The sequence below is a fragment of the Rathayibacter sp. AY1B7 genome (assembly GCF_002932735.1).
GTDB lineage: Bacteria > Actinomycetota > Actinomycetes > Actinomycetales > Microbacteriaceae > Rathayibacter.
Genome location: NZ_PSWK01000004.1, coordinates 162939 through 185213, shown reverse-complemented (window position 1 = coordinate 185213; position 22275 = coordinate 162939). Strand labels below are relative to the sequence as shown.

Here is a 22275-nt window from a genome sequence, read left to right as displayed (position 1 = left end):
TCCTCTACCTCTGGCTCTGGGCCCTGGTGCCCCTCGCGCCGCTCGACTCGCGCGACGCGGATCCGGCCGTCCGCCGCTCCGCTCCCGTGGCCGGCCTGCAGGACGAGCGCCCCTCGTCCCCCGAGGCCGTCGCCGAGTGGCGCGAGCGCCAGGAGGCGTGGCGGGCCGAGCGGGAGGCGTTCCGCGCCCAGCAGAGCGCGACGGCCCGCGAGACGGCCCGCGCCCGGGCGGAGGAGGCGCGAGTCGCCGCCGCCGCCGTCACCGCCGCGCGCCTGGAGCGCCAGCGCCTCCGACGCGCCGCGAACCCCCGGCTGCGGGCGAGCCTCACGCTGCTCGCCCTGGGCGCCGCCGCACTGACCGGCGCACTGGTCTCGCTCACCGCCTCCGGGCCGACGGCCCTCGTCGTCGGAGCCGCCTCGGCCGCGCTCGTGCTCGCCGTGGTGATCGTGCTCGCCGGCCTGTTCCGGAGGCGCGCGAGCGCGCTGGTCGCCCTCGCGACGGTCGCGCTGGTCACGGCCGCCTGCGCCGCCGTGCTGCCGACCGACCGCGAGCTGCTCCCCGTGCTGGGCACCTACGGCTTCTCGAGCGCCGCTCCCGGCCGCTACGCGACGCTCGCGGCGAGCGACCTGCGCGTCACGGTCGCACCCGGCTACGAGACCTCCGGCGAGCCGCTGGACCTCTGGATCGGCTACGGGCACGTGTCCGTCGCCACGATGGCGGGAACGGCGGTCCGCCTCGAGGCGACCACGGAGGACACCGAGCTCCTCGTTCTGGACGCCGACGGAGGCGCGATCGACGCGCCCCGCGAGGTCCGCACCGCCGACGGCCGTCAGCTGTGGACGCAGACCTTCGGCGATCCCGAGGCCGAGCCGTTCGTGGTCCGCATCGCCCAGGAGGGCGGGTCGATCCGCGTCCAGGACTCCACACCGGGCGCCGACTCCGGCACCACTGCGCCGGACGCCGCCGCCTCGATCGGCCTGCTCGTCGTCTCGGCCGACCCGGTGCTGCGCGCGCAGGTCGTCGAGCGCGGGATCACGCTCGAGCCCGGCGCCGCGCTCGCCCTGGCCGTCGCGGCGCTCGGCGCCATGGCGCTCCTCCTCGCGCTCGCCCGCCTGCTCGACCGCCGCGCCGCTCGCGACGACGGCTGACCCCGGCGCGGGACGCCGGGTGCTCGCAACCCCCTGCCCCGCGTCCGCCGAGAGGCGCAGACTCGTCCCGGGCGATCGCCCGCTACCCCCTGGAGACGAGACCATGCCCTTCTGCGCCCTCGAGAGCCTCCGCTGATGGAGCTGGGCATCGCCGCGATCGTCGGCGTCTCGGTCCTCGTCGCGGTCGCCGTCTTCTCGCGGCGCCTCGGCGTCGCCGCCCCGATCGTCCTCGTGCTCGCCGGCGTCGGCCTCTCGTACATCCCCGGGGTGCCGGAGGTGGTCGTCCCGCACGAGTGGGTGCTCGACGGCGTGCTGCCGCCGCTGCTCTACGCGGCGGCGCTCAGCGTCCCGTTCATCGACTTCCGCCGGAACCTCACCACCATCACCGGCCTGTCGGTCGTTCTGGTGCTGATCTCGGCGGCCGGCGTCGGCGCGCTCCTCTTCCTCCTCCTCCCCGAGCTCGGGCTGGGCCTGGCGATCGCCGTGGGCGCGATCATCAGCCCGCCCGATGCGGTCGCCGCGACCTCGGTCGGCCGGCGGCTCGGCCTCCCGCCGCGGCTGCTCACCCTGCTCGAGGGCGAGGGGCTGATCAACGACGCGACCGCGCTGGTCCTCCTCCGCTCGGCCCTCGCCGCCGCCGCGGGGACGCTCGCGACGCCGTGGGCCGCGATCGGCGACTTCCTCTACGCGGTCGTCGTGGCCGTCGTGGTCGGGTTCGTGGCCAGCGTCGTCACCGTCTTCGTCCGCTCGCGGCTCGAGGACCCGGTGCTCAACACCGTCCTCTCCTTCATCGTCCCCTTCGTCGCGTTCATCCCCGCCGAGGGCCTGGGCGCCTCGGGCGTGCTCGCCGTGGTCGTCGCCGGCCTGCACACCGGACACGCCTCCTCCCGCGCCTTCACCGCGCAGTCGCGGGTGAACGACCGGATCAACTGGCGGACCGTGCAGTTCCTGCTCGAGAACGGCGTGTTCCTGCTGATCGGGCTCGAGATCCGCTCGCTGATCCACGACGCCGACAGCGCACGCCTCTCCGTGCCCGGAGCGGTCGGGATCGGGCTGATCGCGGTGGTCGGGCTGATCGTCGTGCGCTTCCTCTGGGTCGGGCCGGTCCTCCTCGGCGAGCGCTGGCAGACCCGCCGGGCCGAGCGCCGGGCCCGCGAGCAGAAGGAGCTGCTCGAGTCGCCCGAGGCGCAGGAGCTGCCGAAGGAGGAGCGCGGCCGGGCGAAGCGGCGCTACCTGCTGCGGCGCAGCGACTACCGGCACTTCAGCCGCAACGGCATCGGCTGGCGCGGCGGTCTGGTGCTCGGCTGGTCCGGGATGCGCGGAGTGGTGACCCTCGCGGCCGCGCAGTCGCTGCCCGAGGACATCCCCTACCGCCCGCAGCTCGTGCTGATCGCCTTCACCGTGGCCGTCGCGACCCTGCTGATCCAGGGCAGCACGCTGCCGCTGCTGATCCGGGCGCTGGGCATCCGCGGGATCGATGTGCCCGAGGACCAGCGCGCGCTCGCGGGCCTGCTCGACGAGATCACCGAGAAGGGCCTCTCGGTGCTGGAGCGCCCGGGCGACGCCGTCGAGGGCGCCGACGGCGTCGCTCCGGACGTCCTGGAGCGGGTACGGCAGACGTCGTTCCTCCGCTCCGAGGCCGCCTGGGAGCGCTCGCGCGGCATGGAGCGGTCGGTCGCGGACACTCCGCACCGCCTCTACCGGGCGCTGCGCCTCGCCGTGGTCGCGGCCGAGCGGGAGGCGCTGCTGGACGCGCGCTCGCGCCGCGCCTACCCGCAGCGCATCCTCCGCGACGCCCAGTCGCTGCTCGACCTCGAGGAGACGCGGCTGCGGGTCCGGCGGGGCTCCGAGTCCTGAGGGCTCGGGATCGTGACGATCGCTCCCGGGGATGCCCGCGCTGATCCGCGCCCTGTGGAGGAGCGCCGAGCTCCTCGAGTGCGCCATCCGGATCGACCCCTCGGACCACGGCCGTCCGGCCTCCCCGGCAATAGCCCGCCGATGCGTCACCCCCCGTTAAGCCCGCGCGCCCCGCTTCCTCTGGCACTGCCGTCGCCCCGCCCGTAACCTGCGGATCGCCTGAGAACCGGAAGCTCGATTCGCCCGCACTCGAAGAGGGGTGGCGGGCCGGGGCGGATCCCCTCGGGGGACATCACGAGGGCCGATCCGCGCGCCAGCCCTCGCAGAGAGGGCAGACGGGGCGCTGAGAGGAACGCTATCCCGTGCGGCGCCGGAGCGCACGCCTCACTTCGTTCGAGTGCTCTCAGGTCCAGTCGAGAGCGGAGCGCTCGGCCCAGTAGCGGGCCGGATCCACGGCGAGCGCCGGGAGGTCCGGGAGCTCCCGGGGCTGCGCGCGCAGGTTGGCCCGCAGCTGCTCCGGAGTCGCCGCGCCGCTCAGCACGACGTCGGCCCAGGGCTGCGCGAGGACGGCCCCCAGGGCGACGGCGTCCGGCGCGGCGCCGGCGTGCTCGATCGGGTGCGCCACGAGCCTCCCGTTGGCGAGGGCCTCCTTGACCACCACCAGCCAGCCGTCGTCGTGCGCGGCGGCGAGCGCCCGGCCCGCGGACTGCTCGAGCGGGTTCCAGGTGCTCTGGACCGCGCTGAACGGCGACTCCGGGATCGCGCGGGCGAGCTCGATCACGCGCGCCTGCTCGGGTCCGCTGGTGGAGAGGCCGACGCGCACTCCGGAGCCGGCGAGGCCGCGCAGTCGGTCCAGCAGCGGGCGGTCGGTGAGGGCCGGGCTCTCGGGAGTGATCGAGTGGACGAGGTAGGAGTCAGGCGCCGAGCCGAGCGCGTCGAGCGTGAGCGGCCACTGGCGGTCGAGCATCGCGACCGAGTGCTCCTTGCGCTCGTGCACCGGCGCATCCATCGCCCACCCGCCGACGTACTCGTAGCCCCACTTCGACTCGATCGTGAGCGCCGCCCGCCGCTCCGGATGCCGGGCGAGCCAGCCGCCGAGGAACTCCTCCGCGCGCCCGTAGGAGCGCGCGGCGTCGAGGAAGCGGACGCCGGCGTCCCACGCCGCGTCGAGCAGCAGGTGCGCGCGCTCGCGCAGCGCGTCGACGCTCCGCTCGGCCGCGGGGCCGAGGTCGTCGTCGCGCCCTGCCGTGATGTACGCCGGCCGGCCCACGGCCGCCAGCCCGATCCCGAAGCGCTGCATCCCGCCCACGGTACGCCGGTCCCGGAGCTCCGGCAGCCGCTAGCGTCGAGCGGTGACCTCCGCCCTCGACCGCAGCATCCTCCGGCTCGCCGTCCCGGCGCTGGGCTCGCTGGTCGCCGAGCCGCTGTTCCTGCTCACCGACTCCGCCCTGGTCGGCCATCTCGGCGCCGTCCCGCTCGCCGGGCTCGCGCTGGGCGGCACGGTGCTGCAGACGATCGTCGGCCTCATGGTCTTCCTCGCATACAGCACGACTCCGCGGGTCGGCCGGGCCCTCGGCGAGGGCGACGAGCGAAGGGCCGTGGCGGCCGGGATCGACGGCGGCTGGCTGGCCCTGCTCCTCGGCGCCGGCATCGCCGTGGTGGGCGCGCTGACCGCTCCGGCCGTCGTGGCGCTCTTCGGCGCGGAACCGGCGGTGGCCGAGGCGGGCGTGCGGTACCTGGCGGTGAGCATGGCCGGGATCCCCGCCATGCTCGGCGTCTTCGCGCTCACCGGGCTCCTCCGCGGCTTCCAGGACACCCGCACTCCGCTGGTGATCGCCGCCGGCGGATTCGCCCTCAACGCCGCTCTCAACGCTGTGCTGATCTACCCGGCCGGCCTGGGGATAACCGGCTCCGCACTGGGGACGGTGATCGCGCAGTGGGCCATGCTCGCGGCCTACGCGGGAGTCGCGCTGCGGCTCGCCCGGAGGGTCGGCGCGCCGCTGCGGCCGCACCTCGCGGGCCTGGCCTCCTCCGCGGGATCCGGCGGCTGGATGCTGCTGCGCACAGCGAGCCTCCGCGCGGCGATCCTGCTCGCGGTCGCGACCGCCACCTCGCTCGGGGCGGAGGAGCTGGGCGCCTTCCAGGTGGCGATGACGCTGTTCTCGACGGTCGCCTTCGCCCTCGACGCGGTGGCGATCGCCGCGCAGGCGCTGCTGGGCCGCCTCCTCGGCGCGGGCGACGCCGAGCAGGCCCGAGCCGTCACGAAACGCTGTGTGACCTGGGGAATCGGTGCAGGAGTAGTGCTCGGAGCGCTGGTCACCGGTCTGAGCGGTGTCCTGCCGTACGTCTTCTCGAGCGACCCGGAGGTGCTGCGGCTGCTGCCCGCGGCGATCGCCGTCGTGGGCCTCACCGCTCCGCTCGGCGGCTACGTCTTCGTGCTCGACGGCGTGCTGATCGGCGCCGGCGACGGCCGCTACCTGGCGCTCAGCGGCCTCGCGAACCTCGCCGTCTTCGTCCCGCTCGCCCTGCTCGCCCCCGCCGCGCCCGCCGAATGGCGCCTCCTCGCGCTCTGGCTCGCCTTCGCCGTCGGCTTCCTCGGCGCCCGCGCGGTCACCCTCGGGCTCCGGGTCCGCAGCGACGTCTGGCTCCGCTGATCGCGCTCCTCCCCTGTGGAGAAGCCTGTGGACAACTCCGGTCAGCGCGGCGGAGCGCTGGTGTTCCCGCGGTGGAAGACGGCGTGGAAGCAGACCGCCTCCGCCTCCTCGTCGGCCAGGAGCGCGACCGCGGCCCGTCCCGCCGCACGGCCCTTCTCGACCGCGGGCTGGGCCATCGTCGTGAGGTCGTACTCGGCCGCGAGACCGGGCACCTGCACGCCGTCGAAGCCGACCACCGAGAGGTCCTCGGGCACGCGCAGCCCGCGCTCCTCCGCCGCGAGGATCACGCCCGCGGCCAGCAGATCGCTCTGCGCGACGACCGCGGTCGGCGGCTCCGCCCCCTCGAGCAGCGTGCGGCCCGCGGCGACGCCCTCGTCGACGGAGCTCGCCGCGGCGGCGACGACCGACGCCTCCGGGAAGACGTCCTGCACGCCGAGGAGGCGGTCGACCGGAGTGATGCTGGGGCTCGAGCGCCAGCCGGCCGGGATCGCGCCGCGGCGGCGGTCCTTCGCGAACGGGAGCGCGACCACCGCGACCCGCTCGTGGCCGAGCTCGCGCAGGTGCTCCGCGAGGGTCCGGCTGGCCTCGCGGTTGTCGAGCGAGATCACGGCGCCGCCCAGCTCCGAGAGGCCCTCGACCACGACGACCGGCACCCCCCGGCGGCGCAGCACGGCGACGGAGTCGTCGACCGACGGGCTGCAGCCGACCAGGATCATCGCGTCGACCGGGGCCGTCGCCAGCAGGCCCGCGCCGTCGCCGGTCTCGGTGAGCAGCAGGATCCCGGCGTCGACCCCGCCGAGCACGTCGGCGATCCCGTCGAGCATGGCGATCTTGATCGGGTCGCGGAACGCGTGCAGCATCCGCTCGTCCACGACGACCCCCACGATCCCCGAGCGGCCGCGGCGGAGCGAGCGCGCCCGCGGGTCGGGGCCGGCGTAGTCGAGCTCGGACGCCGCGCGCAGCACCCGCTCCTTCGTGGCCTCCGAGACGGGGCCGGAGCCGCTGAAGACCAGCGAGGCGGTGGAGGGGGACACTCCGGCCCGGCTCGCGACGCGGGCGAGCGTCGGCCGGGGGCTCTTGCGGGGTTCCACGTTCCTCCTCGTGGGGGCGGCGCGCTCGTCGTCGGTTGACCGTCCCCGGGGTTCCGGATAGCTTAGACCGGCTCGCTTCGAATCGATTCGACCGTGCCTCTCGATCCGGTGTCCGGATCCCGCCCGCACCAGGAGAACCGCCATGACCTCGACGTCCGCGCTCACGCGCCCGCAGCTGGTCGCCTGGCGCAACGCCGTCTTCACGATCTTCGTCCTCAGCGGGATCTCCATCGCCACCTGGGTCTCGCGCACCCCCGCCATCCGCGACGAGCTCCAGCTCTCGACCGCCGGAGTGGGCCTGCTGATCCTCTCGATGTCGATCGGCGCGATCGTCGGACTCGCGTTCTCGACGCCGGTCATGGGCGCGATCGGCGCCCGGCGCGGCATGGCGCTCGGCCTCACCGTCTCGGCGGCGGGCCTCGCGGTGCTGGGCGTCTCGGCCGACGTCATCGGCGTCCTCCCCGCGGCCTTCGCCGGCATGGCGATGCTCGGCTTCGGCAACGGAGCGGTCGACGTGATGATGAACGTCGAGGGAGCGGCCAACGAGAAGGCCTTCGGCAAGACGCTCCTGCCGCTGTTCCACGCCTTCTTCAGCCTCGGCACCGTGGCCGGCGCGCTGATCGGCGCGGGCGCCTCCGCTCTGGCCGTGCCCGTCGCCGTCCACCTCGGCGCGATCGCCGTGGTGATCGCCATGACCGCGGTGATCGCGATCCGCTTCGTCCCGGTCCGCGAGGAGCTCGACACCTCCGGCGCGGCGACCACGGTGAAGCCGCCGGTCCGCGAGCGCGTCGCCGCCTCCCTCGGCGTCTGGCGCGACGGCCGCCTCGTCCTCATCGGCCTGATCATGCTGGGCATGGCCTTCGCCGAGGGCTCCGCGAACGACTGGCTGACCCTGGCGATGGTCGACGGCCACGGCACCGACAAGACGACCGCCGCCGTCGTGTTCGGCGTGTTCGTCGCCGCCATGACCGTCGGACGCGTGATCGGTGGGCCCGTGCTCGACCGCTTCGGCCGCGTCCCGGTGCTGCGCGCCTCCGCCGGGCTCGCGATCGTCGGCATCCTGCTGTTCATCCTCGCCCCGGTCGACGCGCTCGTCGTCGTCGGCGCGGTCGCCTGGGGTCTGGGCTGCTCGCTCGGCTTCCCGGTGGGCATGTCGGCCGCGGCGGAGGGGCCGCACTCGGCCGCCCGCGTCAGCGCGGTGGCGATGCTCGGCTACGTCGCGTTCCTGGTCGGACCGCCGGCGATCGGCTTCCTCGGCGAGCACTACGGACTGCTGAACGCCCTCTTCCTGGTGCTGGCCCTGGTGGTCGTGGCCGGGCTCGCCTCCCCCGCCGCCCGCAGCCGGCGGAGCTGACCGCCCCGCTCCACGCGCCTCCGCAAGCCCCCGTGGGGCCCGGGCGCCCCGGCGCGCCTCCCCCTAGGCTTCCCAGGACGGCGGTGGAGGGGGAGCGGATGCGGTACCGAGCGCGCGACGGCGCCCTGCTCCACGTCGACGAGCACGGAGCCGGTCAGGGGCGGCCCCTGGTCGTCGTCCCCGGTGAGCCGGAGCGCCACCCCTCCTACCTCGGCTCGTTTGCCTCGATCGCCTGCACGCGCCGCGTCCTCGTGCTGCACCCGCGCGGAGTGGGCGGCTCCGCGGAGCTGCCTCCCGCTCCCCCGGCCACGACGGCCGCCGACGTGGAGGACCTGCGCCGCCACCTCGGCGTCGACGAGCTCGATCTCGCCGCGCATGACTCCGGCTGCCGCGCCGTCCTGCTCGCCGCCGTGGACGCGCCCGAGCGCGTCGCCCACCTGCTCCTGATCGCCCCCGGCACCGCCTGGCTCGGGATCGACGACCGGGCTGCCGGTCACACGACTCCCGCCGGCTCCGACGACACCGCGGCGATCCGCGACGCTCTGCAGCGCCTCGACTGCCCCGCGGTCGTCCTCGGCGGCGAGGACGATCCGGTGACGGGCGTCGCCGCTCTGGAGGCGCTCACCGCGCTGCTGCCGCAGGCGAGCCTGGCCGTCATCGAGTCGAGCGGCCACCACCCGTGGGCGGAGGCGCCGGCCGAGTTCGCGGTCGCGCTGCGCGCCTCGCTCTCGGTGCCGCCGCCCGCTCCTCCGCTCGGCCGCCGGCCTCCCGTCGCCGCGCGCTGAGCCGGGAGCCCGCCGGAGCCGCGCCGTCTATCCTCGACGGGTGCGTCTCGTCATCGCGCGCTGCTCCGTCGACTACACCGGCCGTCTCAGCGCCCACCTCCCGCTCGCCACCCGCCTCCTGCTCGTCAAGGCCGACGGGAGCGTCCTCATCCACTCCGACGGCGGCTCCTACAAGCCGCTCAACTGGATGAGCCCTCCCTGCACGCTGATCACGGGCGAGCCCGACGAGGAGGCGCGCGCCGCGGGAGTGACGCAGCAGTGGACCGTCGCGCACCGCAAGACCGGCGACGCTCTCGTCGTCTCGATCCACGAGGTGCTGCACGATTCGGCGCACGAGCTCGGCGTCGATCCGGGACTCGTGAAGGACGGAGTGGAGTCGCATCTCCAGCGCCTTCTCGCCGAGCAGATCGGTCTCCTCGGAGAGGGGCACACTCTCGTCCGGCGCGAGTACATGACCGCGATCGGCCCGGTCGACATCCTCGCCCGCGATTCCTCGGGAGCCGCCGTCGCCGTCGAGATCAAGCGCCGCGGCGAGATCGACGGAGTGGAGCAGCTCACCCGCTATCTCGAGCTGATGAATCGCGATCCGCACCTCTTCCCGGTGACGGGAGTCTTCGCCGCTCAGGAGATCAAGCCGCAGGCGCGGACTCTCGCCGAGGACCGCGGAATCCGTTGCGTGGTGCTCGACTACGAGGCCATGCGCGGCACCGACGACTCCCACACCCGCCTGTTCTGACAGGCACGGCGAAGGCCCCCGCGATCGGATCACGGGGGCCTTCCGCTCACCGGGCGCGAGGCCCGGGAATGCGGCGTCTCACCGGGCCGAGAGCCCGGCGGCCGCTACTTGTGGGCGGCCTGGTAGGCGGCCTGGACCTCGGAGGGGATGCGTCCGCGGTCGGAGACGGGGTGGCCGTTGGCGTTCGCCCACTCGCGGATGGCCTTGAGCTGCTTGGGGTCGCTCTTGGAGGCGGTCGCGACGCTCGTGGCGGCCGCGGGGCGCGAGCCGACGCGGCGGGCGCTCGAGACGAACTTCTCGAGCGCCGAGTGGAGCTCGGCGATGTTGTCGGGGCCGAGATCGATCTCGTAGTTGGCGCCCTCGATGCTGAAGCGGACGGTACCGCCGTCACCGGAATCGATAAGGGTTCCGTCGATATCGTCGACAAGCGTGATCTTCTGGGCCACTTTTCCTCCTGGAGTTCGCGGGACCGGACTGTCTCGACCCGGACCGGGAGAGACATTACCCCCTTTCACAATCGAGTGCGCCATGAATGGCGCCATTCGTCCCTTTCTCGCGCCATGTCGAGGGGAATGTTCAGGATAAGCGGAGGCAATCACGGCTGAATCGAGCTGTTCGCCACCAGCCGTCGAATGGAGGACACGGTGTCCGCAGACGGCCGTAACGATTCCGGACACCGATCGCGCGCATTCCCGGGAACCGGTCCCGGCGATTCCGATCACGCCCCGGTCTTCGTTAGCGTGGAGCCATGGCACGACGAGGCGGACCCCCTGCACGCCCGGCGCGACCCGGTCCGTACCGCAATGCGGAGGCTCGGGAAGCACTGGAGGCGCTCGTCGCCGCTCCCACCGCCGAGGCCGTCGACCGGCTGCTCGAGGCCTGCCTCGACGGCTCCCTCGTGGTCGACGTCACGGGCTCCCAGCCCGGAGGCGTGCCGCACGTCCGCACCGTCGCGACGACCACCGGGGAGCAGGTCCTGCCGCTGTTCACCTCCACGGACGAGGTGCGCACCGCGGTCCCCCGGCAGCAGCATCCGCGGGTGCAGATGCTGGTCCTCCCCGGACGCGAGGCCTTCGCGCTGATCCGCACCGCCGACTTCGTCGCCGTGCAGCTCGACCCCGGCTCGATCGCCCAGGTCGTCACCCGTTCGTTCGTCGAACGGGCTCTGGACGCCGAACGGCCGTAGAGTGTGGCCCCCGGCGGGGCAGCGCCGGCGTCACCCCGTCCTCCGAGGTCAGGAGCCCGCCATGTCCGACACGACCCTCGCCGCCACCGGCCTCGACGCGCGAGCCGGCACCTGGTCCTGCATCCTGTTCGACCTCGACGGCACGATCACCGACTCGGCCCCCGGCATCACCGGCACCCTCGTCGAGACCTTCGTCGAGCTGGGCCGCCCCGTGCCCGCTCCGGCCGAGCTGCTGGCCTACGTCGGCCCTCCGCTGCTCGAGGCGTTCCGCGAGCTCGGCGGGATGACCGTCGAGGAGGCGCAGGCCGCGCTCGTGGTCTACCGCCGCCGCTACAACGCGGGCGGGCTGTTCGACTCCTCGGTCTACCCGGGGCTGCCCGAGGTGCTGGCGCGCATCGCCGAGGCCGGCGTGCCGCTCTCGCTCGCGACCTCCAAGCCGGAGTCGGCGGCCACGCGCATCCTCGAGCACTACGGACTGGCGCAGTACTTCACGGTGATCTGCGGCGCCTCCGAGGACGAGGTCCGCAGCGCCAAGGCCGACGTCGTGGAGGAGGCGCTGCGCCGGCTCCGCGAGCTCGGCGTCGACCTCTCGGCGCCGGTGATGGTGGGCGACCGCGAGCACGACGTGCAGGGCGCCGCCGCCCACGGCGTGCCGACGATCATGGTCGAGTGGGGCTACGGATCGCCGCTCGAGGCGGTCGGGACGATCGCGCTGGTGTCCGGCGCCGAGGAGCTCGCGGACCTCCTGCTCCCGTGACCTGCGTACGATGAGGGTATGACTGGTCTGGGCGTCGTCCTCTCGTTCGTGCTGTTCCTCGGCGGGATCCTCGTTCTCGGCAACTCGTTCCTGCTGCCCGACATCGCCGGATTCCTCTTCGTCGGCGGCATCCTGATGATCTCGGGATCGCTCGCCGTCGCGTTCCACGTCCTGCCGAAGTCGCAGTAGCCGGGTCGCTCCGGGCGACCGCCTCCGCGGCTCGCCGCTCCGCTCAGCCCAGCGTGCTCGCGTCGAGGTTGATGACTGCATTGATGTAGACCGCCTCGCCGGCTCCGGCGATCGTCGGGTTCATCCGGAGCAGCTGCTGCACCGGGATCCCGAAGCGCTGCGCGATGTCGAAGAACGTGTCGCCCTGCACCACGGTGTAGCTCACGATGTCCCCCTCCCCGTCGCGGGTCGGCTCGCCGTTCGCCCCGGGAACCGCGCCGTTGTCGACCGCGAAGGCGGTCTCGGGGATGTCCGGTGTCGCGTTCGGCGTGAAGGTGACCGTCGCCTCGGGGACCGGCGCGAAGACCGTGGCCGTCGCCTGCGGGAGCGCCGCCGTGACGGTCGGGTCCGGCACCGGAGTCGGCGTCGCCGTGGCGAACACGGTGACCGTGACCGTCGGAGCCGGAGCGGGCGCCGAGCACCCCGCGAGCGCGAGCACCCCGGCCAGTGCCGTCGCTCCGATGACCGTCCTGCGCATGTCCCCCGCCCTCCGCGCGCCCCGCGGCGCCCGCTCCACCCTAGGAGACGGGGCGGCCGGGGGCACGTGCGCTGTCGCAGGAGGCCGGCGCTGCGGATCCACCGTCGTGCAGGGAGCTCCGCGGTCGCCGGGGCCGGGTCGGCCTCACCGGGACCGGGTCACGACGGGGGCTCAGTGAGCAGGCGCAGCCCGCCGCCGCTGTTCGCCGCGTCCATCAGGAGCTCGACCCAGGTCGGGTTGATCGTCGGCTGCCGGCTCCCCGCGAAGTGGAACTGCAGGGCGATGTTCGGGTTCATCCAGAAGGAGTGGCGGCCGCGCGCGCCCTCGGGCATCGAATCGAGGGTGAGGCTGAAGCGCTCGTCGCGGCGGAACTTCGCGTAGATCACGATCTGGAGGTGGGCCAGGGTCCGGTCCTCGATCTCGATGACGGCAGGAGGAGTGCCGTAGAGGAATTGACCCATGCCGCCAGACTATAGGCCCCTCGGCTTATTACTAGTCCGTCTAGCTATTTGGCTGCGGAGGGTTCCGCGCCGTCCACTTCGTCCGTATCGTGCCCGTCGCCGTGCTCCGCGTCGATCTCGTCGACGGCCGCGCTCATCCGGCGGAGGAAGTTGACGACGACCTCGGCCTCGGGGGCGTCCAGGTCCTCGGCGATCTCGAGCATCCGGCGGTGCATCTCCTGGAGCGTGGCGCGCACCTCGTCGTCGCTGTCGACGGTCGCCTCCACGACGATCCCGCGCCGGTCGGTCGGGTTGGGCTTGCGCACGAGGTGGCCGCTGCGGACCAGGCGGTCGATGAGGACCGTGGTCGACGCGGACGAGATGGAGAGGTGCGAGGCCAGGTCCTTGCCGGTCACCAGCTCGCCCTTGCGCTGCTGGCGGAGCAGGTACTGGATGGCGATCAGGTCCGTCTCGCCCATCGCCATCCGCTCGCGCGTGCGGCGGCGCATCGAGACCTCGGAGACGCGGTACGTGCGCATGGCGCTCAGCACCTCGACCGCACGGCGGGTGGACGACTCGTCCGGGTACCAGTACCCGGCGCCGCTCCGCAGGCTCGTGTCGCTCATCCGCACATCCTAGACCGGCTGATCACCAGGCCGTCTAGCGAGTCGCCCGCGCCTACGCTGGACCGGTGACCGCCACCCTCGTCGCCAAGGGCCTCTCCGGAGGCTATGCGCACCGCACCCTGTTCGACGGACTCGACCTGACGGTCGCCCCTGGGGATGTGGTGGGCGTCGTCGGGGCGAACGGAGCCGGCAAGTCGACGCTCCTGCGCATCCTCGCGGGCGAGACGGCTCCGCTCGAGGGCTCCGTCGTGCTCTCGCCGGGCGACGCCTTCGTCGGCTGGCTGCCGCAGGAGCACGAGCGCCGCGAGGGCGAGACCGTCGCCGGCTACATCGCGCGCCGCACCGGCTGCGCCGAGGCCTCCGCCGAGCTCGACGCCGCCGCCTCCGCCCTGGCCGACCCCGATCCCGACGGCTCGATCGCGGACCGGTACGCCCTCGCTCTCGACCGCTGGCTCGCGAGCGGCGCGGCCGACCTCGACGAGCGCACCCCGGTCGTCCTGGCCGACCTGGGCCTGTCGCTCGGCGCCGCGGCCGCCTCCTCGACGATGACCTCCCTCTCCGGCGGGCAGGCGGCGCGGGTCGGCCTCGCGGCGCTGCTGCTCTCGCGCTTCGACGTGGTGCTGCTCGACGAGCCGACCAACGACCTCGACCTCGACGGCCTGGAGCGCCTGGAGGCCTTCGTCCGCGGGCTCCGCGGCGGCGCGGTCCTCGTGAGCCACGATCGCGAGTTCCTCGCCCGCAGCGTCACCCGCGTGCTGGAGCTCGATCTCGCGCAGGGCACCAACCGGGTCTACGGAGGCGGCTACGACGCGTTCCTGGAGGAGCGCGAGACCGCGCGCCGCCAGCGCCGCGAGAAGTACGAGGACTTCGCCGAGCAGAAGGCCGACCTGGTCTCCCGCGCCCGCACCCACCGGGAGTGGTCGAGCCAGGGCGTGCGCAACGCGATGAAGAAGGCCCCCGACAACGACAAGATCCGTCGCAAGGCCTCGGCGGAGTCGAGCGAGAAGCAGGCGCAGAAGGTGCGCCAGATGGAGAGCCGGATCGCGCGGCTCGAGGAGGTCGAGGAGCCGCGCAAGGAGTGGCAGCTCGCCTTCACGATCGGCAGCGCCCCGCGCTCGAGCTCGGTCGTCTCGACGCTGAACGGCGCGGTCGCCCGCCGCGGCGCCTTCACGCTCGGGCCGGTGTCGCTCCAGGTCGACGCGGGCGACCGGATCGGCATCACCGGGCCCAACGGCGCCGGCAAGTCGACGCTGCTGTCGCTCCTCCTCGGCCGCGCCGAGCCGGAGGAGGGCGGCGCCTCTCTCGGAGCGAGCGTGGCGATCGGCGAGATCGATCAGGCCCGCGGGATGCTCGCCGCCGACGTGCCGCTCGCGGACGCGTTCGAGGCGCTGGTGCCCGAGTGGCCGACCGCCGAGGTCCGCACGCTGCTGGCGAAGTTCGGGCTGAAGGCCGACCACGTCGGCCGCCGCGTCGGCGAGCTCTCGCCGGGCGAGCGGACCCGGGCCGCCCTGGCGCTCCTCCAGGCCCGCGGCACGAATCTCCTGGTGCTCGACGAGCCGACCAACCACCTCGACCTCGTCGCCATCGAGCAGCTGGAGGAGGCGCTCGAGGCGTACGAGGGCACCCTGCTGCTGGTCACCCACGACCGGCGGATGCTCGAGACGGTGCAGCTGACGCGGCACTGGCACGTCGAGGCGGGCGTCGTCACGGAGGCGTGACGCCCGCCGCCGCGTCAGTCCCCGGAGGCGCGGGCCGCCTCGTCCTCGCGCCAGCCGGCCTCCTTCTGCACGTACTCGTTGTCGGCGAACTCCGCGAAGTCGCTCTCGTCGGTGATCCGGCGCACTTCGAGGCGGTTGCCGGGCACCAGCGGGCAGCGCAGCGCCCACTCGCGGGCCTGCTCCTTGGAGTCGACCCCGATGATCCAGAAGCCGTTGAAGAGCGACTCGGTCGGGCCGTAGGCGCCGTCGACGACGGTCGGCGGCTCGGAGGAGAAGTCGACCACGAAGCCGGAGGAGGCGACGTCGTCGGCCAGGCCGTCGCCCGAGAGCAGCACGCCCGCCTCGATCATCGCCTCGTTGTACTGCCCCATCCGGGTGATGATCTCGTCGAACGGGATCGAGGCGTAGGCCTCCTTCGCCGCATCGGTCGCGCGCATGATCAGCATGTACTTCATCGGGTCTCCCTGGGGTCGGTGCGCGGGGGCGCAGGGCCTACTCTGGCCCATCCGGGGTGCCGGCGGAACGGTGGGTCCCGAGCGTCTGCGCCACGGGGGTGAGCGCGGAGCGACGGACCTTGCCCGCGTCGCTCCGAACGGGCTCGTGCACGATCCGGAGGGCCCGGAGGCGCCGCTCAGCGCCCAGCTCGGCGTTCGCCCGAGCGAGCAGACCGGCCGGGTCCACGCCCGCGTCGCCCACGTCGACGACCGCCTCCACCGCCTGCCCCAGCTCCGTGTCCGGCACGCCGAAGGCGACCGCCCCGCGGACTCCGGGCAGGGCCTCCAGCACCCGCTCGACCTCGGCCGGCCAGACGCTCACTCCGCCCCGGAGGATCAGATCGTCGGCGCGGTCGACCACCCAGAGCCACCCGTCCCCGTCGACGCGGCCGACGTCGCCGAGGGTGTCCCAGCCCTCCTCCGTCCGCCGCGAGCCCGCGCCGAGGTAGCGGTAGGCGGCGGCCTCGCCGCGGTGCAGCCAGATGCGGCCGAGCTCGCCGGTCGGAGCCTCCGTGCCGTCCTCCCGCAGGATGCGCAGGGTCGTCCCGCTGATCGGCCGTCCGACACTGCCCGGGTGCTCCAGCCACTCCCGGCCCGTGATCATCGTCAGTCCGTTCGACTCGCTGCCCGCATAGACCTCGACCACCCGCTCCGGGCCGAGCCAGCCGATCAGCGCCCGCTTGTCGGCGGGCGCGCAGGGCGCTCCGAGGTGCAGCACCGTCGCGAGCGAGGACACGTCCGCCCCCGACCGCTCGGGCGCAACCAGCAGGCGGCGGATCGTGGTCGGGACGAGCAGGGTCCAGGTGACGCGGTGCTCCTCGATCGCCGCGAGGACCCGGGCGGCGTCGAACCGCGGCAGCAGCACCAGGCGCTGCCCGGTCATCAGCCCGCGGAAGGCGTAGGTGAAGGTCGCCGAGTGCATCAGCGGGCCGCTCACCAGCTGCACGCCCTCGCGCGGCAGGAACGGCGCGACCGGCGCGTCCGGATCCAGCAGCGCCGGGCCCGCGGCCAGCACCACCTTCGGCCGCCCCGTGCTGCCGGAGGAGGTGGGCGCCTTCCAGGACGAGGCCCACCGGTCCTCGAGCGAGCCGGCCGGCACCTCCGGCCCGGGCCGCCAGTCGCCCGCGCGCCACGGGACAGCGGAGGAGGAGGGCGCGCCGATGACGAGCGCCGGCCGCGCGATCCGCTCCACCTCGGCGCGCTCCGCCGCCGACAGCCCGGTCGAGACCGGCTGCGGCACGGCGCCCGCCTTCCAGACCGCCGCGCAGACGACGAGCGCGTCCAGCGAGTTCGAGAGCGAGACGGTGACGAGGTCGTCGGTCCGGACGCCGAGATCGCGGTAGGCGCGGGCGAGGCGGGTGCTCTCGCGGTCGAGCTCCCCCGCCGTCAGCGCGCCCTCGTCGGCCACGGCGACGATCCGGTCGGGATCGGTGTCGGCGAGACCGGTGACGATGCGCGAGATCGACCGGCGGGTCACCGGCGGCGCCCGATCGTGTCCAGGCGGCAGGACGGAGTCATCCGGGCACGCCTGCTCGCGCGGATCCCGGCCCGTCCGGAGGAGTTCCTCCTGAGCTCTGAACCGAGCCGTCGAGCACCCGCTCGTAGAACCGCAGATGCGCGGCCGCGACGTCGTCCCAGGAGTGCGAGGCGGCCAGGGCCCGGCCGTCCGGCGAGGGCAGCGTCAGGGCCTCCTCCAGCGCGTCGGCGAAGGAGGCGGGGTCCCGCCCGTAGCGGACCGCGTCCCCGAACACCTCGTGGATCACCGGCAGCTCCCGCGCCACGACCGGCACCCCCGCGGCGAGCGCCTCCATCGCCGCCAGCCCGAACCCCTCCTTCACCGAGACGAAGCCCAGCGCGGAGGCGCCGGCGACGAGCGGAGCGAGCCTCTCCTCCGGAACGGTGCCGAGGATCACCGGAGCGATCCCGAGCTCGGCCGCCCTCCGGTCGAAGGCGGCCCGGTACTCGCGGTAGTCGAACAGGGTCTCGCCGCCGCCGAACACCAGCGCGACGTCGTGGCCGCGCTCGCGCAGCAGAGCCCACGCCTCGAGCAGCTCGATGCTGCCCTTCCGCGGCTCGATGCCGCCGAGGGCGAGGAGGTACGGGCCGAGCTCGGCCCGCCACCCCCCGGTCAGCGGATCGTCGACGGCGGCCGCGAACCGCGCCGCGTCGACACCGTTCGGGATCACGTCGGGCAGCAGCCCCCAGCCGGCGCGCACCTCCTCGGCGACCGCAGCGGACACGCACAGCCGGGCCCGGGGGAGCCGGACGGCGCGGTCGTGGCAGGCGCGCAGCTCCGGGGTGGTGAAGTCGTCCAGGTGGTGGATCGTGCGGATCGGCGCGAGTCCGGCGGCGAGCGCCGCGTTGGCCGAGATGCAGTCCTGCGCGTGGACGACCGGGGCGTCCTCGCCCCGCAGGGCCTCGGCCATCGCGGCGATGGACCGGACGATGCGGGCGCCGACCGGCTCGCCCTCGCGGTGCGGAAAGGGCACCACCCGCACGGTCACGCACGGATCGACGGGGCGGAAGAAGGAGTCGTCGCCGCCCCGGGCGAGCGTGCGCACCGTGACGTCGTGTCCGGCGCGCGCGAGCGCCTCGGCGAGGGCGAGGGTGTGCACCACCCCGCCGCGCGGCCGGGTGGAGTAGGTCAGCAGGCAGATCCGCATCTCAGCTCCGGTAGGCGTGCTCCGCGCGGTCGCGGAGGTGGTGCATCGTGCGGCGGGCGCGGGCGACGGAGCCGGCGACGTCAGCGGAGGCGAGCGCGAGCCCGCCCTTCGCCCAGGTCTTCGCGATGATCTCTCCCGCCGGATCCACGACCTTCGCCTGCCCGAGGAACCGCAGGCCGCCGAGCACGCCGGTCTGGTTCGAGGAGACGAGGTAGACCTGGTTCTCGGCGGCGCGGGCGCAGTCGTAGAGATCGAACAGGTGGGCCTGGCGGTCGTTGCGGATCCGATCGGAGCGGTCGGTCACGCTCGCGGGCCACGCGCTGAGGCAGGCCAGCACCTCCGCGCCGTCGAGGGCCAGCGAGCGCGAGGACTCCGGGAAGGTCTTGTCGAAGTCGATCAGCATCCCCATCCTCCCGATCGGCGAGTCGAAGGCGGCGAAGCCGCGACCCGGCAGGTACGCCTCGGACTCGCCCAGCGGCAGGTGGACCTTGCGGTGCGTGCCGATCACGCGCCCGCCGTGCACGCAGACCGCGGTGTCGTAGCGGACCTCGCGACCGCCCTCGAGCGCGCGCTCCGCGATCCCGAAGCACACGGTGAGATCGCCCGCCAGCTCGGCCACGCGGGCGACCTCCGGCCCATCGAGCTCGAGGCTCGGCGGCAGGTCCGGCCCGGGGTGCTGGAGGTCGAGCAGGTAGCCGCCGAGGGTCGCGTCCGGGAGCACGAGCAGGTCGACCGAGCGCTCGCGGGCGTGAGCGATGATGCCGGCGAGCTTGGCGAGGGTGCGGTCGATGTCGCGACCGAAGTGCGCTGCAACCGCACCCATCACCGTCTCCGTCATGCGAGGAGGCTATCCGGCGAGATCCGGCTCGCGCTCCCGAGCGAAGCGCCCCGCCTCGCGCACTCGCCGGACCTCCTCCGCCAGGTGCCCCGCATCGCGGGCGATCGCCTCGAAGCGGCCGGACCCCCAGGTGTGCAGCCACGGCAGCCCGAGGAACGACAGGCCCGGCACGCTCGTCACTCCGCGCTGGTGGGTGGGATGGCCGGCGCCGTCGAACACGCCGATCTCGACCCAGCGATAGTCGGAGCGGAACCCGACCGCCCAGACGACGCTGCCGATGCGCGCGAGGTCGAGCCCGGTCGCCTCGGACTCCGGCCGCCAGACCGGACGGCAGCGGTCCTCCTCGGGAGCGTCGATGCCGTGCGCCGCGATGTAGCGGTCGATGTCGTCCTTGATCGACTCCGCGACCGAGTCCGCGTAGTCGAGCGACGCCTCCGCCGTGGGGGCGAAGCGCAGCCGGGACCCCTCCACCCCGGCCAGTCGGCCGTAGAGGTGCATCCCGTCGCGGGCGAAGGCGCGCAGGTCGATGTCCCGCCCGCCCCCGCGCCCCGTCACGTAGTGGTTGGTCGACTCCCGCTTGGTGAGCCCGCCGACCTGCGCGTGGACGGGCACGTCGTACACGCCCATGTCCTGGAGCCAGGCGACGCAGTCGCGGCCCCGGTAGAAGCGCGCCACCCGCGGCGCGCTGCCGAGGGCGAGGTGGACCTCGCGCCCGGCGAGGAAGAGGTCCTCGGCGATCTGCGCGCCCGACTGCCCGGAGCCGACGACGAGCACGCCGCCGGGCGGGAGCGCCTCCGGCGAGCGGTAGTCGGCGGAGTGGAGCTGCAGCACGTCCGACGGCAGCCGCGCGGCGACGGCGGGGAGGACCGGGCGGTGGTAGCCGCCGGTCGCCACGACGACCTGGTCGGCCGTGATCGCGCCCGCGCTCGTGATCAGCTCGAAACCTCCCCCGGCGCGCTCGCGGAGCCGGCTCACCTCCACGCCCTCGACCACGGGGGCGTCGAAGCTCTGCGCGTAGCGGCGCACCCACGCGTGCACCTCGTCGCGCGTCATGAATCCGTCCGGGTCCGGCCCGTCGTAGGGGTACCCGGGGAGGCGGCACTGCCAGTTCGGCGTGACGAGGGTGAAGGCGTCCCAGCGGCGGTCGATCCAGTCGTGGCCGATGGTCGCGCGCTCGAGCACGACGTGCTCGATGCCGTCGTCGACCAGGTGCCGGCTGATCGAGAGCCCGGCCTGCCCGCCTCCGACCACCGCGACCTCGACGTGGCGCCCGGGCTCGATAGCGGCGCTCACGGCCGCACCCGCTGCCCGGCCGGAGCGGGCGGCTCCATCGCGAGCACCCTGACCGTGCCGCCCTCGAAGCGCTGCGCCGTGCGGAGGATGTCGGACTCCTGCTGCATCGCGGAGGTGCAGGCGAACCCGAACCGCTCCCGCACCCGGTCCGACGCGATGCGCAGCGCCTCACTCGAACGGGCGACGAAGTCCTCGAGCGAGTAGGCGGTCCCGGTCCCGAGGAACTCGTGCACGACCAGGCTCGGCGAGTAGCAGCGCTCCTCCGAGCCGTCCGGCCAGCGGACGTGGAAGGTCATCTCAGGCATGGACGAGTCCTCCGTTCCAGACCCGGTCGATGTCGTAGGCGTCGGGCCGCCGGTCGCGCAGGTGGAACATCCCGCCGCGCATCGCCTCGAAGGCGCCGCGCACGTCGATGTCGGCGACGGCCATGCCTGCTCCGAGCAGCGTCGTCGCGAGCACGTTGCCGCCGGGATCGACGACCTTCGCGTTCCCGACGTAGCGGAGCGAGCCGAAGGTCCCCGACTGGTTCGAGGCGAGCCAGAACACCTGATTGTCGAGGGCGCGGGCGATGTCGAACTGATTGAACCGGTACGTCCAGCGGTCCTCCTGCAGGTTCTCGGCCGTCGCCGTCCGAGCGGCCGGCCACGCCGAGAGCGAGGCGATGATCTCGGCGCCGTCCAGCGCCATCGACCGCGCCGCCTCGGGGAACGCCTTGTCGTAGCAGATCTGCAGGCCCACCCGGCCGACCGGCGTCTCGAAGGTGCCGTAGCCCGGGCCCGGCGAGTACGAGAGGTGCTCGCCCAGCGGCTGGTGCACCTTCCGGTAGCTGCCGTAGACCTGCCCGCCGTCCAGGAGCGCGGCCGCGTTGTAGCGGGTCTCGCCGTCGTCGTCGAGCTCGCAGAAGCCGATCGCCACCACCAGGTCGCCGACGATCTCCTGCACCCGCCGCAGCTCCGGCCCGTCCAGGCGCACCGCCGGCGGGAGGGAGCGGCGGGTGGTGGCGACCGTGTCGCCGTGGTTGCCGAGCGAGGAGAGGTAGCCGCCGATCGCGGCCTCGGGGAGCACCAGGAAGCGCACTCCCCTCTCGCGGGCCTCCTCGGCCAGGGAGGCGATGAGCGCGTAGTTCTGATCCAGGTCGCGGGTGAAGTTCGCCGCGACCGATCCGACGAGGGTCATCGCGATCGCCTACAGGTTGTAGGTGGAGTTGATGATCGCGCCCTTGCGGGCGTAGTGGATGAGCGCGTCCTGCACGTCGAGCGGGTGGCAGGGGATGCAGCCCTCGATCAGGTCCTCCTCGCGGAGGCCGTGGAGCGCCATGCCGAACCGGCAGACGAAGACGCGGTTCCCCTCCTGGATGAAGGTCTCGATGGCGTTGTTGAGGTTCTGCTCGCCGGGGAATCCGGAGTCGCCGACCGTCGGGAAGCCGCGGGTGGCCATCGCGTTGATGGTGCCGGGCCCGTAGAAGTAGAGCGCGGACTCGTAGCCCTTCCGCGCCGCGCGGGTGGCCTGGAGCACTGCGACGAAGCTGACCGAGGACTCGTGGGCGATGCCGTGCACGAGGGTCAGGTACGACTCCCCGGGCTCGGCCTGGTAGTCGGGGAAGACCTTGGTGGAGCCGTAGAGGTTGCTGCCCTTCGGGAGCGCCGGGTGGGCGATCTCGGAGCGCGACATCTCGATGTTGGCGCTGACCTGGTCTTCGATCTCCTGGGAGACGGACATGGTTCCTCCTGGTGTCGGTCCGCCGAAGCGGCGTGCGAGTGCATGGCTCCGGCGGGATGCGCTGAGACGACGCGGGACGACGTCCGCCGGGGTGGAGCAGTGGTGCGGAGTGGAACGCGTCCAGTCAACGGCCGGGATGTTTCGGAGTGGTTTCCACCGGAAGAAGCTCCCGTGACGGCGGATCCGTAACGAGACCGCGTTCCTCCCGTC

The 22275-nt window shown here is 73.7% G+C and carries 24 protein-coding genes; 10 read left to right on the top strand and 14 right to left on the bottom strand.

All coding sequences use genetic code 11. From position 1 onward, the window contains the following. Together C5C95_RS17335 and C5C95_RS04155 are read left to right on the top strand one after the other, a co-directional pair. On the top strand, positions 1-1148 hold a 1148-nt coding region (locus C5C95_RS17335; protein WP_219814740.1), incomplete at its 5' end, for a hypothetical protein. Positions 1149-1283: 135 nt separating this feature from the next. Next, positions 1284-3005, top strand: coding sequence for a sodium:proton antiporter (locus C5C95_RS04155; RefSeq protein WP_104222619.1), 1722 nt, complete (start codon positions 1284-1286; stop codon positions 3003-3005). Between the two features lie 403 nt (positions 3006-3408). On the opposite strand, the gene C5C95_RS04150 is transcribed toward C5C95_RS04155, so the two are convergent. After that, positions 3409-4305 (bottom strand): aldo/keto reductase, encoded by an 897-nt coding sequence (locus C5C95_RS04150; protein WP_104222718.1) that lies wholly within the window; start codon positions 4303-4305, stop codon positions 3409-3411. 52 nt (positions 4306-4357) lie between these two features. On the opposite strand from C5C95_RS04150, the gene C5C95_RS04145 reads away from it, so the two are divergent. Further along, positions 4358-5659, top strand: a complete 1302-nt coding sequence (locus C5C95_RS04145; protein ID WP_104222620.1) for an MATE family efflux transporter — start codon at positions 4358-4360, stop codon at positions 5657-5659. A 41-nt stretch (positions 5660-5700) separates the two neighbouring features. Here C5C95_RS04145 and C5C95_RS04140 read toward each other — a convergent pair whose 3' ends face one another. Further along, the gene (locus C5C95_RS04140) at positions 5701-6750 is read right to left on the bottom strand and encodes a LacI family DNA-binding transcriptional regulator (protein ID WP_104335426.1); all 1050 of its coding nucleotides are present in this window, start codon (positions 6748-6750) and stop codon (positions 5701-5703) included. Between the two features lie 142 nt (positions 6751-6892). Here C5C95_RS04140 and C5C95_RS04135 point away from each other — a divergent pair, with 142 nt between their 5' ends. The 3 genes from C5C95_RS04135 (at position 6893) to nucS (ending at position 9625) form a co-directional block, all read left to right on the top strand. Next, positions 6893-8104, top strand: a complete 1212-nt coding sequence (locus C5C95_RS04135; protein WP_104222621.1) for an MFS transporter — start codon at positions 6893-6895, stop codon at positions 8102-8104. A 98-nt stretch (positions 8105-8202) separates the two neighbouring features. Continuing rightward, positions 8203-8889, top strand: a complete 687-nt coding sequence (locus C5C95_RS04130; protein WP_104308166.1) for an alpha/beta fold hydrolase — start codon at positions 8203-8205, stop codon at positions 8887-8889. Between the two features lie 40 nt (positions 8890-8929). Beyond that, the gene (nucS, locus tag C5C95_RS04125; RefSeq protein ID WP_104222623.1) at positions 8930-9625 is read left to right on the top strand and encodes an endonuclease NucS; all 696 of its coding nucleotides are present in this window, start codon (positions 8930-8932) and stop codon (positions 9623-9625) included. Between the two features lie 104 nt (positions 9626-9729). Here nucS and C5C95_RS04120 read toward each other — a convergent pair whose 3' ends face one another. Next, positions 9730-10071, bottom strand: coding sequence for an Lsr2 family protein (locus C5C95_RS04120; RefSeq protein ID WP_104222624.1), 342 nt, complete (start codon positions 10069-10071; stop codon positions 9730-9732). Between the two features lie 302 nt (positions 10072-10373). Here C5C95_RS04120 and C5C95_RS04115 point away from each other — a divergent pair, with 302 nt between their 5' ends. The 3 genes from C5C95_RS04115 (at position 10374) to C5C95_RS17330 (ending at position 11757) form a co-directional block, all read left to right on the top strand. After that, the gene (locus C5C95_RS04115; protein WP_104222625.1) at positions 10374-10811 is read left to right on the top strand and encodes an SseB family protein; all 438 of its coding nucleotides are present in this window, start codon (positions 10374-10376) and stop codon (positions 10809-10811) included. A 61-nt stretch (positions 10812-10872) separates the two neighbouring features. Then, entirely contained in the window at positions 10873-11568 is a 696-nt protein-coding gene (locus tag C5C95_RS04110; protein ID WP_104222626.1) for an HAD hydrolase-like protein, read from the top strand. Positions 11569-11586: 18 nt separating this feature from the next. Further along, entirely contained in the window at positions 11587-11757 is a 171-nt protein-coding gene (locus tag C5C95_RS17330) for a hypothetical protein (protein WP_159911733.1), read from the top strand. Positions 11758-11800: 43 nt separating this feature from the next. Here the strand turns inward: C5C95_RS17330 and C5C95_RS04105 are convergent, their stop codons facing one another. From C5C95_RS04105 to C5C95_RS04095, 3 genes are all read right to left on the bottom strand, one after another. Then, positions 11801-12274 (bottom strand): LysM domain-containing protein, encoded by a 474-nt coding sequence (locus tag C5C95_RS04105; protein WP_104222627.1) that lies wholly within the window; start codon positions 12272-12274, stop codon positions 11801-11803. Between the two features lie 158 nt (positions 12275-12432). Beyond that, positions 12433-12735, bottom strand: a complete 303-nt coding sequence (locus C5C95_RS04100) for a hypothetical protein (RefSeq protein ID WP_068250131.1) — start codon at positions 12733-12735, stop codon at positions 12433-12435. 44 nt (positions 12736-12779) lie between these two features. Next, complete coding sequence (locus C5C95_RS04095) at positions 12780-13340, bottom strand: MarR family winged helix-turn-helix transcriptional regulator (protein ID WP_104222628.1); 561 nt, start codon at positions 13338-13340, stop codon at positions 12780-12782. Between the two features lie 65 nt (positions 13341-13405). On the opposite strand from C5C95_RS04095, the gene C5C95_RS04090 reads away from it, so the two are divergent. Next, the gene (locus tag C5C95_RS04090) at positions 13406-15058 is read left to right on the top strand and encodes an ABC-F family ATP-binding cassette domain-containing protein (protein ID WP_104323860.1); all 1653 of its coding nucleotides are present in this window, start codon (positions 13406-13408) and stop codon (positions 15056-15058) included. Between the two features lie 14 nt (positions 15059-15072). Here the strand turns inward: C5C95_RS04090 and C5C95_RS04085 are convergent, their stop codons facing one another. The 8 genes from C5C95_RS04085 to C5C95_RS04050 are packed head-to-tail and all read right to left on the bottom strand — an operon-like array spanning position 15073 to position 22065. Beyond that, positions 15073-15513, bottom strand: a complete 441-nt coding sequence (locus tag C5C95_RS04085) for a YciI family protein (protein WP_104222630.1) — start codon at positions 15511-15513, stop codon at positions 15073-15075. Between the two features lie 37 nt (positions 15514-15550). After that, complete coding sequence (locus C5C95_RS04080) at positions 15551-17029, bottom strand: AMP-binding protein (RefSeq protein WP_104323859.1); 1479 nt, start codon at positions 17027-17029, stop codon at positions 15551-15553. A gap of 37 nt (positions 17030-17066) precedes the next feature. Further along, complete coding sequence (locus tag C5C95_RS04075) at positions 17067-18215, bottom strand: MSMEG_0565 family glycosyltransferase (RefSeq protein WP_104323858.1); 1149 nt, start codon at positions 18213-18215, stop codon at positions 17067-17069. Position 18216: 1 nt separating this feature from the next. Next, positions 18217-19053: a carbon-nitrogen hydrolase family protein gene (locus C5C95_RS04070; protein ID WP_104222633.1), complete on the bottom strand. Its 837-nt coding sequence runs from the start codon at positions 19051-19053 to the stop codon at positions 18217-18219. A gap of 9 nt (positions 19054-19062) precedes the next feature. Further along, positions 19063-20346: an MSMEG_0569 family flavin-dependent oxidoreductase gene (locus C5C95_RS04065; RefSeq protein ID WP_219812201.1), complete on the bottom strand. Its 1284-nt coding sequence runs from the start codon at positions 20344-20346 to the stop codon at positions 19063-19065. Then, the gene (locus C5C95_RS04060) at positions 20343-20651 is read right to left on the bottom strand and encodes an MSMEG_0570 family nitrogen starvation response protein (RefSeq protein ID WP_104222634.1); all 309 of its coding nucleotides are present in this window, start codon (positions 20649-20651) and stop codon (positions 20343-20345) included. The genes C5C95_RS04065 and C5C95_RS04060 overlap by 4 nt, the downstream gene beginning before the upstream one ends. After that, positions 20644-21522, bottom strand: coding sequence for a carbon-nitrogen hydrolase family protein (locus tag C5C95_RS04055; protein ID WP_104222635.1), 879 nt, complete (start codon positions 21520-21522; stop codon positions 20644-20646). Before C5C95_RS04055 ends, C5C95_RS04060 begins: the two co-directional genes overlap by 8 nt. 9 nt (positions 21523-21531) lie before the next feature. Then, positions 21532-22065 (bottom strand): MSMEG_0572/Sll0783 family nitrogen starvation response protein, encoded by a 534-nt coding sequence (locus C5C95_RS04050; RefSeq protein WP_104222636.1) that lies wholly within the window; start codon positions 22063-22065, stop codon positions 21532-21534. Between the last annotated feature and the right edge of the window lie 210 nt (positions 22066-22275).

Coding starts and splice junctions, on each gene's coding strand:
- C5C95_RS04155 (WP_104222619.1), top strand. CDS start 1,284: ATGGAGCTGGGCATCGCCGCGATCGTCGGCGTCTCGGTCCTCGTCGCG.
- C5C95_RS04150 (WP_104222718.1), bottom strand. CDS start 4,305: ATGCAGCGCTTCGGGATCGGGCTGGCGGCCGTGGGCCGGCCGGCGTAC.
- C5C95_RS04135 (WP_104222621.1), top strand. CDS start 6,893: ATGACCTCGACGTCCGCGCTCACGCGCCCGCAGCTGGTCGCCTGGCGC.
- C5C95_RS04130 (WP_104308166.1), top strand. CDS start 8,203: ATGCGGTACCGAGCGCGCGACGGCGCCCTGCTCCACGTCGACGAGCAC.
- C5C95_RS04115 (WP_104222625.1), top strand. CDS start 10,374: ATGGCACGACGAGGCGGACCCCCTGCACGCCCGGCGCGACCCGGTCCG.
- C5C95_RS04110 (WP_104222626.1), top strand. CDS start 10,873: ATGTCCGACACGACCCTCGCCGCCACCGGCCTCGACGCGCGAGCCGGC.
- C5C95_RS17330 (WP_159911733.1), top strand. CDS start 11,587: ATGACTGGTCTGGGCGTCGTCCTCTCGTTCGTGCTGTTCCTCGGCGGG.
- C5C95_RS04105 (WP_104222627.1), bottom strand. CDS start 12,274: ATGCGCAGGACGGTCATCGGAGCGACGGCACTGGCCGGGGTGCTCGCG.
- C5C95_RS04100 (WP_068250131.1), bottom strand. CDS start 12,735: ATGGGTCAATTCCTCTACGGCACTCCTCCTGCCGTCATCGAGATCGAG.
- C5C95_RS04095 (WP_104222628.1), bottom strand. CDS start 13,340: ATGAGCGACACGAGCCTGCGGAGCGGCGCCGGGTACTGGTACCCGGAC.
- C5C95_RS04085 (WP_104222630.1), bottom strand. CDS start 15,513: ATGAAGTACATGCTGATCATGCGCGCGACCGATGCGGCGAAGGAGGCC.
- C5C95_RS04075 (WP_104323858.1), bottom strand. CDS start 18,215: ATGCGGATCTGCCTGCTGACCTACTCCACCCGGCCGCGCGGCGGGGTG.
- C5C95_RS04070 (WP_104222633.1), bottom strand. CDS start 19,053: ATGACGGAGACGGTGATGGGTGCGGTTGCAGCGCACTTCGGTCGCGAC.
- C5C95_RS04060 (WP_104222634.1), bottom strand. CDS start 20,651: ATGCCTGAGATGACCTTCCACGTCCGCTGGCCGGACGGCTCGGAGGAG.
- C5C95_RS04055 (WP_104222635.1), bottom strand. CDS start 21,522: ATGACCCTCGTCGGATCGGTCGCGGCGAACTTCACCCGCGACCTGGAT.
- C5C95_RS04050 (WP_104222636.1), bottom strand. CDS start 22,065: ATGTCCGTCTCCCAGGAGATCGAAGACCAGGTCAGCGCCAACATCGAG.